This is a genomic window from Allobosea sp. NPDC055353, from assembly GCF_053644975.1.
Genome location: NZ_JBSHMC010000001.1, coordinates 2,283,885 through 2,298,657, shown reverse-complemented (window position 1 = coordinate 2,298,657; position 14,773 = coordinate 2,283,885). Strand labels below are relative to the sequence as shown.

At 66.7% G+C, this 14,773-nt stretch carries 12 protein-coding genes; 7 read left to right on the top strand and 5 right to left on the bottom strand.

Annotated elements, in window-relative coordinates; genetic code table 11:
• The first annotated feature begins 1 nt into the window (after nt 1).
• The 5 genes from ntrC (at nt 2) to hflX (ending at nt 7,284) form a co-directional block, all read left to right on the top strand.
• Entirely contained in the window at nt 2-1,453 is a 1,452-nt protein-coding gene (gene ntrC / locus ACWIEX_RS10610; protein WP_454033000.1) for a nitrogen regulation protein NR(I), read from the top strand.
• 121 nt (nt 1,454-1,574) lie between these two features.
• Nucleotides 1,575-3,863, top strand: coding sequence for a sensor histidine kinase NtrY-like (locus ACWIEX_RS10605; protein WP_454032999.1), 2,289 nt, complete (start codon nt 1,575-1,577; stop codon nt 3,861-3,863).
• Complete coding sequence (gene ntrX, locus ACWIEX_RS10600) at nt 3,860-5,227, top strand: nitrogen assimilation response regulator NtrX (RefSeq protein WP_454032998.1); 1,368 nt, start codon at nt 3,860-3,862, stop codon at nt 5,225-5,227. The genes ACWIEX_RS10605 and ntrX overlap by 4 nt, the downstream gene beginning before the upstream one ends.
• A gap of 406 nt (nt 5,228-5,633) precedes the next feature.
• Nucleotides 5,634-5,882: an RNA chaperone Hfq gene (hfq, locus tag ACWIEX_RS10595; RefSeq protein WP_038365847.1), complete on the top strand. Its 249-nt coding sequence runs from the start codon at nt 5,634-5,636 to the stop codon at nt 5,880-5,882.
• A gap of 1 nt (nt 5,883) precedes the next feature.
• A complete protein-coding gene (hflX, locus tag ACWIEX_RS10590; protein WP_454032997.1) occupies nt 5,884-7,284 on the top strand; it encodes a GTPase HflX in 1,401 nt (466 codons plus the stop codon).
• Between the two features lie 13 nt (nt 7,285-7,297).
• On the opposite strand, the gene mazG is transcribed toward hflX, so the two are convergent.
• A complete protein-coding gene (mazG, locus tag ACWIEX_RS10585) occupies nt 7,298-8,134 on the bottom strand; it encodes a nucleoside triphosphate pyrophosphohydrolase (protein WP_454032996.1) in 837 nt (278 codons plus the stop codon).
• Between the two features lie 37 nt (nt 8,135-8,171).
• On the opposite strand from mazG, the gene arfB reads away from it, so the two are divergent.
• The gene (gene arfB, locus ACWIEX_RS10580) at nt 8,172-8,591 is read left to right on the top strand and encodes an alternative ribosome rescue aminoacyl-tRNA hydrolase ArfB (RefSeq protein ID WP_454032995.1); all 420 of its coding nucleotides are present in this window, start codon (nt 8,172-8,174) and stop codon (nt 8,589-8,591) included.
• 1 nt (nt 8,592) lies between these two features.
• Nucleotides 8,593-9,153: a regulatory protein RecX gene (locus ACWIEX_RS10575; RefSeq protein WP_454032994.1), complete on the top strand. Its 561-nt coding sequence runs from the start codon at nt 8,593-8,595 to the stop codon at nt 9,151-9,153.
• Nucleotides 9,154-9,172: 19 nt separating this feature from the next.
• Here ACWIEX_RS10575 and ACWIEX_RS10570 read toward each other — a convergent pair whose 3' ends face one another.
• The 4 genes from ACWIEX_RS10570 to ACWIEX_RS10555 all read right to left on the bottom strand — a co-directional run bounded on the left by ACWIEX_RS10570 (nt 9,173) and on the right by ACWIEX_RS10555 (nt 14,739).
• A complete protein-coding gene (locus ACWIEX_RS10570) occupies nt 9,173-10,147 on the bottom strand; it encodes a Bug family tripartite tricarboxylate transporter substrate binding protein (RefSeq protein WP_454032993.1) in 975 nt (324 codons plus the stop codon).
• 223 nt (nt 10,148-10,370) lie between these two features.
• Nucleotides 10,371-12,158: a peptide ABC transporter substrate-binding protein gene (locus tag ACWIEX_RS10565; RefSeq protein ID WP_454032992.1), complete on the bottom strand. Its 1,788-nt coding sequence runs from the start codon at nt 12,156-12,158 to the stop codon at nt 10,371-10,373.
• A gap of 263 nt (nt 12,159-12,421) precedes the next feature.
• Nucleotides 12,422-13,441 (bottom strand): amino acid ABC transporter substrate-binding protein, encoded by a 1,020-nt coding sequence (locus ACWIEX_RS10560; RefSeq protein ID WP_454032991.1) that lies wholly within the window; start codon nt 13,439-13,441, stop codon nt 12,422-12,424.
• Nucleotides 13,442-13,554: 113 nt separating this feature from the next.
• Nucleotides 13,555-14,739: a trans-sulfuration enzyme family protein gene (locus tag ACWIEX_RS10555; RefSeq protein WP_454032990.1), complete on the bottom strand. Its 1,185-nt coding sequence runs from the start codon at nt 14,737-14,739 to the stop codon at nt 13,555-13,557.
• Nucleotides 14,740-14,773: the final 34 nt, after the last annotated feature.

Here is a 14,773-nt window from a genome sequence, read left to right as displayed (position 1 = left end):
CATGCCGACCGGTCATATCCTTGTCGCCGACGACGACGCCGCGATCCGCACCGTCCTCAACCAGGCGCTCGCCCGGGCGGGCTATGAAGTCAGGACCACCGGCCAGGCCGCGACCCTCTGGACCTGGGCCGCGCAGGGATTGGGCGACCTCATCATCACCGATGTCGTGATGCCGGACGGGAACGCCTTCGACCTGCTGCCGCGCATCAAGCGGGTGCGGCCCGAACTCCCGATCATCGTGATGAGCGCGCAGAACACCTTCATGACGGCGATCAAGGCGTCGGAGCGCGGTGCCTACGAATATCTGCCGAAGCCCTTCGACCTGAAGGAACTCGTCGCCATCGTCGGGCGCGCCCTGTCGCGGCCGCGGGGCGAGGCGGTCCGCGGGCATGCGACCGAGCCCGAGGACATCCCGCTGATCGGCCGCTCGCCGGCGATGCAGGATGTCTATCGCGCGCTGGCACGCCTGATGCCGATCGACCTGACCGTGATGATCAACGGCGAATCCGGCACCGGCAAGGAATTGGTGGCCCGCGCCCTGCACGATTACGGCAAGCGCAAGAACGGCCCCTTCGTCGCGATCAACATGGCCGCGATCCCGAAGGACCTGATCGAATCCGAGCTCTTCGGCCATGAGAAGGGCGCCTTTACCGGGGCGCTCACCCGCTCATCGGGGCGCTTCGAGCAGGCGGAGGGCGGTACGCTCTTCCTCGACGAGATCGGCGACATGCCGATGGAGGCGCAGACCCGTCTGCTGCGGGTGCTCCAGCAGGGCGAATATACCACGGTCGGCGGGCGCACCCCGATCCGGACCAATGTCCGCATCGTCGCGGCGACCAACAAGGACCTGCGCATCTCGATCGCGCAGGGCCTGTTCCGCGAGGACCTGTTCTTCCGGCTGAACGTCGTGCCGATCCGGTTGCCACCGCTGCGCGAGCGCATCGAGGATATTCCCGACCTCGTCCGCCATTTCTTCACGCTGGTCGAGAAGGAGGGGTTGCCGCGCAAGCAGGTCGATTCGGAAGCGATGGACGTGATGCGGCAGTATCGCTGGCCGGGAAACGTCCGCGAGCTGGAGAACCTGGTCCGGCGCCTGGCGGCGCTCTATCCGCAGGAGACGATCACCGCACCGATCATCGAGGCCGAGTTGCAGCCTGCAGCGGTGGGGCCGGGATTTACCAATAGCCCGACGACATCCGAGCGCACGGAAACGCTGTCCGGCTCGGTCGAACGCCATCTCGGCCAGTATTTCGGTGGGTTCGGCGACAATATCCCGCCGCCGGGGCTGTATCATCGCATCCTGCGCGAGATCGAGCCGCCCCTGATCGCCGCGGCGCTGGCCGCGACGCGCGGCAACCAGATCCGCGCCGCGGAGCTCCTCGGCCTCAATCGCAACACGCTGCGCAAGAAGATTCGCGAACTCGACATGCAGGTGGTGCGCTCGCCACGCTGAAACGGGGCGATACCGCCTTGTGAATGTCATATTTTGACAACACCGTTGCGGCGGCGCATCAGTGGCGCCCGCAGGCGTGATCGGTTTGCGATCCCTGCCCCTATCGGAGTTGTCGCGAAACGTGTCCGCTTCTGTCAACGAAGCCAGAATGATGCCGCGTGGCGAGGAGAAGTCCCGCCGCGTATCGGGCTGGGTCGGCGGGATCGTCGTCGCGCTCGCGCTGATCTCGGCGCTGCTCACCTTCCTCGTGCTGTCCGGTGCGACGCCGATCGCGCCGGTGCACGAGGTCGTGGTCGGCGTCTTCGTGCTCAATGCCCTGCTGATCCTGGTTCTGATCGTCATCGTCGCTTTCGAGGCCGCCGTGCTGATCCGCGCCCGCAAGGCTGGCGCGGCGGCGGCGGGACTGCATGTGCGCATCGTCGGCCTGTTCAGCATCATCGCCGCCCTGCCAGCGGTTCTCGTCGCCATCATCGCCACCGTCACGATCGAACGCGGGCTGGAGCCGTGGTTCTCCGACCGGATGCGCGATGCGATCTTCAAATCGGTCGAGGTCGCCGACGCCTATGCCGCGAGCCAGTGCCGTTCGCTCGGGCGCGAGATCCGCGTGCTGGCCGACGACCTGAGCCGGGCGAAGCCCGCCTTCGACGTCGATCGCAAATGGTTCGAGAATTTTCTGACGTCCCGCGCGACGGCGCTCGGCCTTCCTGTCGCCGCGGTGATGCAGCCGCCGGACAAGGTGATCGTGCGGGCCAATATCAATGTGCTGCGCGACCCGCCGATGCCGGACCAGGCCGCCTTCGACGATGCGAAATCCGCGCCGGAGCCGATCTGCGTGATACCGCGGACGGGCACCGTCTTCGGCGCCGTGATGAAGCTGCCGGCCTATGACAACAGCTTCCTGCATGTCGCGCGCGAGGTCGACCCGCTCGCGGTCGAGTTCCCCTCGGTCGCACGCGGGGCCGCCGTCGAATACCTCTCGATCGATGCGCGCCGGAAAGGCGTCCAGATTGCCTTTGCCTCGATGTACGGGCTGATCGCGCTGATCCTGCTGCTCTCGGCGATCTGGCTGGGCCTGAGCTTCGCCAACGGGCTCGTCGCGCCGATCCGGCGGATGATCGATGCGACCGACCAGGTGTCGAGCGGCAATTTCTACGTCCAGGTGCCGATCCGACGATCCGAGGGCGACCTTGCCCATCTTGGCGAGACCTTCAACAAGATGACGGCGGAGCTGCGCCGCCAGCGCGACAGCCTGGTCACGGCGAGCGAGGTGATCGACCGGCGCCGGCGCTTCACCGAGACGGTCCTGTCCGGCGTTTCCTCCGGCGTGCTCAGCCTCGATGGCGACGGCCATGTCACCACGATCAACCGCTCGGCCGAGACCCTGCTGGGGACCGGCGGACGCCTGCTCGGCAAGCCGATCGCCGAGATCGCGCCCGAGGTGGCCGGCTTCGTCGCGGACGCGCTGCAGAACCGCCAGCGCCAGAGCTCCGGCCAGGTCGCCTTCACGCGCGCCGGGCAGGACCGGATGGTGAATATCCGCGCCGTACGGGAAGGCGAGGGGATGGGAGCCGGGCTCGTGGTGACGCTCGACGACATCACCGACCTCGTCTCCGCGCAGCGCACCGCCGCCTGGGCCGACGTCGCCCGCCGCATCGCGCATGAGATCAAGAATCCGCTGACGCCGATCCAGCTCTCGGCCGAGCGCATCAAGCGCCGGTTCGGGCGGGTCATCGTCGAGGGCAAGGACGTCTTCGACCAGTGCACCGACACGATCGTGCGGCAGGTCGAGGATATCCGGCGCATGGTCGACGAGTTCTCCTCCTTCGCCCGCATGCCGAAGCCGTCGCTCGCCCATGAGGACATCGTCGAGACCGTCCGCCAGATCGTCTTCCTCTGGCGCGTCGGCAATCCCGAGACGACGATCGCCGAATCGCTGCCTCCGGACGCCGTGCCGGCGCGCTTCGACCGGCGCCTGATCTCGCAGGCGCTGACCAATGTCATCAAGAACGCGACCGAGGCGATCGAGGCCGTGCCGGCCGATGAGCGCGGGCAGGGGCGTATCGACGTCCAGATGGCCCGCCTTGACGATGGCCGGGTCGTCATCGACGTGATCGACAACGGCAAGGGCCTGCCGGCGGACCAGCGTCAGAAGCTGCTCGAACCCTATATGACGACGCGGGAAGGCGGGACCGGCCTGGGCCTCGCCATCGTCGGCAAGATCCTGGAGGACCATGGCGGCGGGATCGAACTGCTCGACCGGCCGGATGCCGCCAGCGGTACACGGGGCGCGCGCATCCGCCTCTGGTTCCCCGAAACAGGCCCGGCGCAGGACATAGAGGGCGGCGATGCGGCCGCCCAGCCGGAAAACGGCTCGCGCAACACGGATACAAGGAATGGGATACGCCTATGAGCGCTGACATCCTGGTAGTGGACGACGAAGTCGATATCCGCGATCTGGTCGCCGGCCTTCTGGAAGACGAGGGCTACCGGACCCGCAAGGCGGGCTCCGCCGATGAGGCGCTGGCTGCGATCGCATCGCGCCGGCCGAACCTGGTCTTCCTCGACATCTGGCTGCAGGGCAGCCGGCTCGACGGCTTGCAGGTTCTGGAGCTGATCAAGGAGAGCAACCCCGACCTCGCGGTGGTGATGATCTCCGGCCACGGCAACATCGAGACGGCGGTTTCGGCGATCAAGAGCGGCGCCTACGACTTCATCGAGAAGCCGTTCAAGGCGGACCGGCTGGTGCTGGTCGCCGAGCGCGCGCTGGAGGCATCGCGTTTGCGCCGCGAGGTGCGCGAGCTCAAGACCCGCTCGGTCCAGGCGGATCGCATCGTCGGCCGCACCACGGTGGTCAACCAGCTCCGCCAGACGATCGAGCGCGTCGCGCCGACCAATGCGCGGGTGCTGATCACCGGCGAGCCGGGCTGCGGCAAGGAACTGGCGGCGCGCACGCTGCACGACGCCTCGACCCGTTCGAGCGGGCCCTTCGTCGTCATCAACGCGGCGACGATCACGCCCGAGACGATGGAGGAGGAGCTGTTCGGCGTCGAAGGCGGCGACGGGCGCTCGCGGCGGATCGGCGCGCTCGAAGAGGCCCATGGCGGCTCGCTCTATATCGACGAGATCGGCGACATGCCGCGCGAGACGCAGAACCGCATCCTGCGCGTGCTCGTCGACCAGAACTTCCAGCGCGTCGGCGGGGCGACGCGGGTGCATGTCGATGTCCGCGTGATCTCCTCGTCGAGCCGCGACCTGGCACAGCTCATCGCCGACGGGCATTTCCGGGAGGATCTCTATCACCGGCTCGGCGTCGTGCCGATCAAGGTGCCGCCGCTGTCGGAGCGGCGCGAGGACGTGCCGGAGCTGATCGAGTTCTTCATGGAGCAGATCTCGATCGCGAGCGGATTGCCGAAGCGCCAGATCGGCAGCGACGCGATGGCGGTGCTGCAATCGCACGAATGGCCGGGCAACGTCCGCGAGCTGCGCAACAATGTCGAACGCCTGATGATCCTGACCAAGGGCGATCCGACGGCCGAGGTGACGATCGAGATGCTGCCGGCCGAGGTCGGTGCGATGGTCCCGACGACGCCGTCGGGTTCAGGCGGCGAGCGCCTGATGAGCCTGCCGCTGCGCGACGCGCGCGAGATCTTCGAGCGCGAATACCTGATCGCGCAGATCGCGCGCTTCTCCGGCAACATCTCGCGCACCGCCGAGTTCATCGGCATGGAGCGTTCGGCGCTGCACCGGAAACTGAAGTCGCTCGGCGTCGGCTGAGGTCGGGTCGACACCCGATGCCAGCCTTTTGGTGCCGCATCGTTGTCATTCCGGGGCTTCGCGGAGCGAAGAACCCGGAACCTACGACGGGGTGAGACACTCGGTAGCCGGTGGTCAGCCGCTCACCCGGTCGCGGGTTCCGGGTTCGACCCTTCGGGCCGCCCCGGAATGACAAAGGTGATGCCCGGGACAAGTGCCGTCAGGCGCGTCACGCATGCCCAGTTGCACGCCACGCAGGCGGCATGCATCTAAAGTCGACATTGCTGCACTTGCGTTGTGGGCGAAGACGACGATCTAATGGAGCATCGGTGTTCCGACGCTGGTGGAATGCGCCCCCGGCCTGAAACGGAACGAACTGGATCGCTGGATTTAATCCGATCGGCGATCCCAACAACAGGGACTACCCATGGCCGCCGAGCGGGCACAGAACCTCCAGGACACTTTCCTCAACCATGTGCGCAAGCAGAAGATCCCGCTGACGATCTTCCTCGTCAACGGCGTCAAGCTGCAGGGCGTCGTCACCTGGTTCGACAATTTCTGCGTGCTGCTGCGTCGCGACGGTCATTCGCAGCTCGTCTACAAGCATGCGATCTCGACCATCATGCCCGGACATCCGGTGCAATTGTTCGAGCCCGAGGAAACGGACAAGAACTGATTTGGCGACAAGCCACAAGGACGACAAGGATCGGGCGGCCACGCGGGTCACAGGCGCGAAGCCGCTCGACGAGATCGAACGCGACATCGCGGCGAATACGCGCGCCTTTGTCGTCGGCCCCTATTCGCAGAAGCGTGGCGTTGCGGTCGATGCCAATCTGCGTTCCTTCGCGGCGCGGCTGGACGAGGCCGTCGGCCTTGCGGCGGCCATCGACCTGACGGTCGTCGAGCCGGTTCAGGTGCTGCTGACAGCGCTGCGACCTGCGACCTATCTCGGCAAGGGCAAGGTCGAGGAACTGGCCGAGCGCATCAAGATCGAGGAGATCAGCCTCGTCGTGATGGATTGCGCCCTGTCGCCGGTTCAGCAGCGCAATCTCGAGAAGGCCTTCGGCTGCAAGGTCATCGACCGGACCGGGCTGATCCTCGAAATCTTCGGCAGGCGTGCCCGCACGAAGGAAGGCGCGCTCCAGGTCGAGCTCGCGCATCTGAACTACCAGAAGAGCCGCCTGGTGCGGTCCTGGACCCACCTTGAACGCCAGCGCGGCGGCTTCGGCTTCCTCGGCGGCCCCGGCGAAACCCAGATCGAGGCCGACCGGCGCATCATCCAGGAGCGGATGACCAAGATCGAGCGTGATCTCGACAGCGTGAAGCGCACGCGCTCGCTGCATCGCGCCAGCCGGAAACGCGTGCCTTATCCGATCGTTGCGCTCGTCGGCTACACCAATGCCGGCAAGTCGACGCTGTTCAACCGGCTGACCTCGGCCGAGGTGCTGGCGCAGGACATGCTGTTCGCCACGCTCGACCCGACGGCGCGCGCGATCAAGCTGCCGCACGGGGCGCGGATCATGCTTTCCGACACGGTCGGCTTCATCTCCGACCTGCCAACGCAGCTCGTCGCGGCCTTCCGCGCCACGCTGGAGGACGCGATCGAGGCCGATGTGCTGCTGCATGTCCGCGACGTCGCCCATGAGGACACGCAGGCCCAGGCCGCCGACGTGCAGTCGATCCTGCGTGATCTCGGGATCAACCCGGACGATGGCCAGCGCGTCATCGAGGTCTGGAACAAGGCCGACCTGCTCGATCCCGCCGAACGCGAGCGCCAGCTCGGTATCGCGACGCTGCGGCCGGACGGATCGCGCCCGGTCCTGGTCTCGGCACTGACCGGGGAAGGCGTCGAACGCTTGACCCGTTCGATCGAAGCGCGGATCGCGTCGAGCCGCCCGGTCTACACGCTGGATCTCGTGCCCGGAGACGGCAAGTCGCTTGCCTGGCTGCATGCCAATGGCGAAATCCTTCAACGCGAGGATGGCGAGGATGGTGGGCTGAAGCTCGTCGTGCGCCTGCCGTTGGAGCGGGAAGGGGCGTTCACGGCGCGTTTTCCCGAGGCTGAGCGGCAGAGCTAGCTGTCTGCCGCAGCTAGCCGGCGCTCATTTCCGCCTTCTTCACCGCCTGCCAAAGCGCCTCCATCTCGTCGAGGCTGGCATCTTTCGCCGTCCGCCCTTCGGCTTCCAGCGCCTGCTCGATGCCCTTGAAACGGCGTTCGAACTTGGCGTTGGCGGCGGCGAGGCAGCCTTCCGGGTCGGCATCGACATGGCGGGCGAGATTGGCGACGACGAAGAGCAGGTCGCCGATCTCCTCATGGATCGCGGCCTTGTCGCCGCCGGCGAGCGCTTCGTCGATCTCGGCCGTCTCCTCGCGGATCTTGTCGAGGACGAGGCGGGCATCGTTCCAGTCGAATCCGACAGTGGAAGCACGGGCCTGCAATTTCCAGGCGCGGGTGAGGGCGGGCAGGGTATGGGGCACGCCGGCCAGCACGCCGCGCTCCTCGGTCTGCGGCGGCAGGCCGGCGGCCTCGCGCGCCGCAGCCTTGGCGGCTTTCTCTTCGGCCTTGATCCGGTGCCAGAGCACTTTCACCTCGGCGGGAGAAAGATCGCGCGCATCGCCGAAGACATGCGGATGCCGGCGGATCAGCTTGCTCGTGATCGCCTCGACGACGTCGGGGAAGGCGAAGGAACCCTCCTCCTCGGCCATGCGGGCATGGAACGCGACCTGAAGCAGCAGATCGCCGAGCTCGTCCTTGAGGTCGAGCCTGTCGCCGCGGGCGATCGCATCGGCGACCTCATAGGCCTCCTCGACGGTGTAGGGGGAGACAGAGGCGAAATCCTGCTCCAGATCCCAGGGGCAGCCGGTTCCCGGCGTGCGCAGCGCGGCCATGATCTCGATCAGGCCGGCAATGTCGCGAGAGGGCTTCAACGCTGCATGTCTCCGTGAATTCGGCTACGCTCCTCCCATGATTCAAGCCACCCCGTCCATCGCGATCGACGAGAGCGAGATCGAGGAAAGTTTCGTGCGCGCCTCGGGCCCGGGCGGCCAGCACGTCAACAAGGTGTCGAGCGCGGTGCAGATCCGCTTCGACGCGCGCGGCTCGCCGTCTCTGCCCAACGATGTCGCGATCCGGCTGATGAAGCTCGCCGGCAGCCGGCTGACGCAGGACGGCGTGATCGTCATCGTCGCCCAGGCGCATCGCAGCCAGAAGCGCAATCGCGAGGAGGCGCTGGAGCGGCTGCTGGAGCTGATCCGGGCGGCCGCCGTGCGCCCGCAGGTCCGGCGCGCGACGAAGCCGACCAAGGCGTCGAAGGAACGCCGGCTCGCCTCGAAGGAGAAGCGCTCCGGCGTCAAGGCCGGCCGGCAGAAGCCCGGGGCCGATTAGCGTGACGGATGAGCAGGACAGGCGCGGGCAGGGGGCACGCCCTGCCCGCGTGCCGCGGCGCATAAGCGCTGGTTATCTCCAGCGCGCGGCGATGCATTATCTCGAACGCTACTCGGTTCCGGCGGCGCAGTTGCGCAGGGTGCTGGCCCGCAAGGTCGCGCTGAGTTGCCGTCACCATGGCGAAGATCCGGCTGCGCATGCGGAGGCTCTCGACGATGTCGTGGCGCGTTGCGTCTCGGCCGGCCTCGTCGACGATCGCCGTTTCGCCGAAGCGCGGGCGGCGACATTGCGTCGAAGGGGCCATTCGCAACGCACGGTCGCGGCCAAGCTCGCCGCGAAGGGAGTCCCGCGCGCGCTCGTCGGCGAAGTCGCTACCGCCGAAGCCGGCGATGAACGCGCCGCCGCGCGGATCGCGGCAAGGCGCCGCCGGCTCGGTCCCTGGCGGGCGGAGGGGAGGCGCGCGGAATTCCGCCAGAAGGATCTCGCGGCCCTGGCTCGGCTCGGCTTCGACTACGCCACGGCACGCGCCGTGATCGATGGCGAAACCGAGCCAGCGCTCTAAGGGCTGGGAGCGGCCTGGCTCACTCCAGCTTGACCTGCGCCTCCTTGACGACCTTGCCCCAGCGGTCGACCTCGGCCGTGACGAACTTGCCGAAATCGTCGCCGGAGAGGGTCGGCATCGGCGAGCCGCTCTTCTTCCAGGTGGCCTCGATGGCGGGTGTCTTGAGGGCTTTGCCCACCTCGTCGCGCATCCTGGTCACGATCTCCGCAGGCGTGCCCTTGGGCGCCCAGAGAGCGTACCAGGTCGAGACCTCGAAGCCTTCCAGGCCGGCCTCCTTTGCCGTCGGCACGTCGGGCACGGCTTCGGAGCGGCTGGGGGCGGCGACCGCGAGCGCCCGCAGCGTGCCGCTCTGGATCTGGGCGGCGGAGGAACCGAGCCCGTCGAACAGCAGGTCGACCTGGCCCGCGATCGTGTCCTGGAGGGCGGGCCCGGCGCCGCGATAGGGCACATGGGTCAGCTTCGTCTTGGTCGAGATCTGGAAGAGCTCGCCGGCCAGATGATGCGTCGTGCCGTTGCCGGCCGAGGCGAAGTTCAGCTTCTCCGGGTTCTTCCTGGCGAAGTCGATCAGCTCGGCCAGCGTCTTGGCCTGGACCTTGCCGGGATGGACGACGATGACCTGGGGCGGCTGGGCGATGACCGCGATCGGGACGAAATCGGTCTGGATGCTGTAGTCGAGCTTCGGATAGAGCGCCGGCGCGATGGCATGATGGGCTGCGCCGACAAAGAAGGTGTAGCCGTCGGGCTTGGCCTTCGCGGCGGCCGATGCGCCGACCGTGCCGCCGGCGCCACCACGGTTTTCGATGATGATGCGCTGGCTGAGCTGCTGGTCGAGCTGGGCGGCGAGCGGCCGTGCGAAGGCATCGGTGCCGCCGCCGGCCGGGAAGGGCACGATGAAGGTGATCGGCCGGGCTGGCCAGGTCTCCGCCAGTGCCGGCGCGGCTGCCAGCAGCGCGAAGGCTGCGGTTGCGAGGATCAGGTCTCGTTTCGTCGTCATGGTCGATGCGTCTCCCTGGATGCGGTGTTCGTCAGCCCCCACCTTCGAGACGGGCGGGGTGCAGAGGAACAGGAAGGGATGTCGATCGAACCGCGATGCGGCTTCATGCCAGACGCGGCCGATACAGCCCGAATGAGCGAAAGCAGCCCCGGCCCGGTGCGGGCCGGGGCATGGTTGGAACGGAAGGCCGGAGAAGCTCCGGCCTCCGGGCAGCAGGCAAGGCTCAGCTGCGATACCAGGCGGCGAGGTTCCAGGTGGTCACCTCCCAGCCCGAAATATCCGCCGTCAGGTTGTTGGCGGCGGCGCCGACGACGGTGCGCGAGATGATCGGCAGAAGCACGTTGGCCTCGCAGAAGATCTCGTTGACCTTGATCAGGAGGGCGGCCCGCTTGGCCGGGTCGAGTTCGGTCTGCGCCGCCTTGTAGGCCTTGTCGGCCTCGGGGTCGGTATAGCGCGAGACGTTGCGGCCCAGCCACTTGTTCTCCTTGCTGGCGATTTCCCAGGAGACGCACTGGTTGAGGAAGCGCTCCGGATCGGGCTGCGGCTGCGTCTGGGTATACATCTCCATGTCGACATAGAGCTTGGTGTAGGTGTCGGGGTTGGCCACATCCGACGAGAAATAGACCGAGGCCGTGACCGACTTCAGCTCGAGCTCGATGCCGGCGCGCTGGCAGGCCTGCTTGATGATGGCCTGGGTCTTCTGGCGCGGGGCGTTGATCGAGGTCTGGAAGACGTATTTGAGCTTCTTGCCGTCCTTTTCGCGGATGCCGTCGGCGCCCTTCTTCCAGCCGGCCTCGTCGAGGATCTTGTTGGCCTTGTCGATGCTGAACTCGTATTTGAGCTTGGTCGACTTGAACTGCTTGGGCTCGTTGACGAAGCTCGCCGTGGCGGTGCCGCCGCGGCCATAGATGAACTTCTCGATCGAATCGCGGTCGATCAGCAGGTTCAGCGCGGCGCGCACCTTGGGATCGCTCAGCGTCGGGTGCTTGGTCTTGGCGCTGGAACGCTCGCCGTCGACCTCGGTCCACGGATCGGTCGTGTTCAGCGTGATGAACTCCACGTCGCCCGCCGGAACCGCGACCACCTTGCCGCGTCCGCCGGTCTCCATGCGCTTGAGGACCTCGTCCTCGACCTGCAGGTTCCAGGCATAATCGTATTCGCCGGTCTGCAGGACGGCGCGCGCCGCCGAGACCGCATCGCCGCCGCCCTTGGCCTCGATCGTATCGAATTGCGGCTGGTTCTTGACGTGGTAGTCGGTATTGCGCTCGCCGGTCAGGATGTCGCCCGGTTTGAACTCGACGAACTTGTAGGGGCCGGTGCCGACGGGCTTGAGATTGGCCGGGGCTTCGCGCGACTTGGCGCCCTTGTATTCGGCAAAGAGATGCTTCGGGACCATCATCCCGACCACGCCGACGAAGGGATCGGCCCAGAATGGCGTCGGCTCCTTGAAGATCACCTTGATGGTATGGGTGTCGACCTTCTCGACCTTGATGTCCTTGTAGGAGCCCGTGGTGTAGGCGGCGGTCGCCGGATCGGCGGCGTATTCCCAGTTGAAGACGACGTCGTCGGCTGTGAACGGTTTGCCGTCATGCCATTTCACGCCCTGCTTCAGCTTCCAGGTCACGGTCTTGCCGTCGGCGGACAGGCCGCCATTGGCCTTGCTCGGGATCTCGGCGGCGAGCTGCGGGAAGAGGTTGCCTTCCTTGTCCCAGCCGGCGAGCGGCTCGTAGAACACGCGGCAGGCGATCTGGTCCTTGGTGCCCGCGGCGAAATGCGGATTGAGCAGGGTGGGAGCCTGCCAGAGCAGGATCTTGAGGGCGCCGCCGCCGCCGGCCTTGGTCGGCTTGTACTTGACCGTGGCGTCCGCCATCGCGACATCGTTCCAGGCGAGGATCTGGGTCGCGATCGGCGCCGTGATGCCGACTGCCGCCATTCTCTGGATGAAGGATCGTCGCGACAGCGAACCGTCCTTCACACCCGCGACCAGGCCGCGAATTTCCTCTTCCTTCATGGGATTCCCTCCACCTTTTCAGCAAAATGGCGCCCCGGCATTGAGTGCCGTGTTTTCGTTGGCGCGCCAGCAATGCATGGCCGGGCCCGGTCGTCCAGTCGTCGAATGGACCGAGCATGCCGGCAATGCCGGCAAAGCGTATCGCCGTTCGATCTGGTGGGTGCGGATGAGGTGCTGGAGCCGGGTGGCAGCGGCTCGGTACGCTGCCCGCGAGCACGTGGCTGCGGGCAGGCTGAAGCCCGGCAAGGACTGCCGGAACGCCCTCAGCGGAACGGGGGCGAATACTGCAGGCCGCCTTCCGTCCAGAGCGCATTGGGGCCGCGCTGGAGCTTCATGGGCGAGCTCATGCCGAGATTGCGCTCGAAGCTTTCGCCGTAATTGCCGATCGCAGCCACGATGCGCACCGCCCAGTCATTGGTCACGCCGAGGCCTTCGCCGTATTTCCCGTCCTTGCCGAGGAAGCGACGGATTTCAGGATTGGTCGAGGTTTCCGCCAGTTCCTTGACGTTGGCCCTGGTCACGCCGAGCTCCTCGGCATTGATCAGGACGTACAAGGTCCAGCGCACGAGGTTGAACCAGGTATCGTCGCCGCTGCGCACCCAGGGACCGAGCGGCTCCTTCGAGATGACCTCGGGCAGCACGAGATGCTCGCTCGGGTCGCGGAACTTGAGCAGATTGGCCGAAAGCGCCGATACGTCGGTCGTATAGGCGTCGCAGCGCCCGGATTCATAGGCTTTCAGGGCATCCTCCGCCGTACCGAAGGCCGCGACCTCGTATTTCATCTTCGTCCGGCGGAAGTAGTCGGCGAGATTGAGCTCGCTCGTCGTGCCCTGTGCGACACAGATCGAGGCGCCGTCGAGCTTGCTCGCGCTGGTGACGCCGAGCTTTTTCGGCACCATGAAGCCCTGGCCGTCGTAATAGTTCACGCCGGTGAAAGTGACGCCCTGGCCGGTGTTGCGCGCCAGTGTCCATGTCGTCGTGCGCGGCAGCACGTCGACCTCGCCGGCTTGCAGGGCGATCAGCCGATCCTTCGAGGTCAGGGGAACGAAGGATGCCTTCTCGCTGTCGTCGAAGATCGCAATGGCCAGCGCGCGGCAGATGTCGATATCGAAGCCCTGCCAGCGGCCATTGGCATCCTGGGTGGAAAAGCCGGCGACGCCGGTGCTGGTGCCGCAGATGATCTTGCCGCGTTCGCGGATGGTCTTGAGCGTGTCCGCGTTGGCAGGTGCCATGGCGAGACAGGCGGCCGCGAGGGCGCCCAGTCCGGTCAGAACCGTCTTCATGGTATGTCCCCTTCGTTTTTGTGGTCGAGAAGCTGTCTGCGGGCAAAATTCTCCCTTCACGGCGGGAGCCTCGCGCCGTGTCTTTGTCGTCTCGGTCTAGGTGCGGCTCGCGATCAGGCGGCCCTGATCGTGGTGGCCTGTCCGAGCACCGAGAGCAGGCGGCTCAGGTCGGCCCAGAGCTCGTCCGGGTCCTCAAGCCCGATGCTGATGCGCAGCAATGGGCCTTTCGCGGTCCAGGCCGTCGCGCTTCGGTCCTGCGCGATCGCCTGGGGGGCGACAAGGCTGCGGGTGCCGCCCCAGGAGGCGCCGATCGCGAAGACGCGCAACGCGCTCAGCGCGGCGCTCATGGCGTCGTCGTCGACGGGCTTCAGCACGAGGCTGAACAGGCCCGAGGAGCGCCCCATGTCGCGCTTCCAGACGGCATGGCCCGGGCAGGAGGGCAGGGCCGGATGCAGTACGCGCTCGACCATGGGATGATCGACGAGACGGCTCGCGAAATCCTCGGAGACCTTGCCCATATGGGCGACCCGCAGGCCCATGGTCTCGATGCCGCGCAGCGCGAGCTGGCATTCGTCCGGCGAGACGCCGATGCCGAAGCCGCGCAGGATCTCCTTCATCTTCTGGCGCAGCGCGATGTCCTTGACGGTGACCGAGCCGAGCAGGAGGTCGGAATGGCCGCCGACATATTTGGTCAGCGCCTCACAGGCGAAATCGGCGCCGTGCACCAGCGGCTTGAAGATCAGCGGCGTCGCCCAGGTATTGTCGCAGCCGACGAGGGCGCCCTTCGCCTTGGTGGCCGCCACGATAGCGGGCACGTCCTGCACCTCCATCGTATTGGAGCCGGGCGACTCGACCCAGACCAGCTTGACGGTTTCGTCGATGAGCTCGGCGATGCCCGCTCCGATCAGGGGATCGTAGAAGCCGTGGGCGATGCCGCGCGGGGCCAGATACTCGGTGCAGAAGCTGCGGACCGGCGGATAGGCGTGATCGGGAATCAGCACCTTGTCGCCAGGCATCAGCACGGAGAGCATGACGGTGGTCACGGCCGCCTGCCCGGATGGCACGAGCACGGTGCGCACGCCGTCGTGCAAGGCCGTCAACTGCGCTTCCAGCGTACGGGTCGTCGGGGTGCCGTGCAGGCCATAGGTATAGCCGTCGAAGCCGCGATATCTACGGGCCATGAAGCTCGCGCCGTCCGGATAGACGATGGTCGAGGCGCGGTGCGTCGGCACGGCGAGCGAGGCATAACCCTCCTCGTTGACGGCCGGGTGATGAACGCAAAGTGTCTGGTCGTGCATGGTCGGCTTCCCTTGTCGGGCTGATACTCAAAGC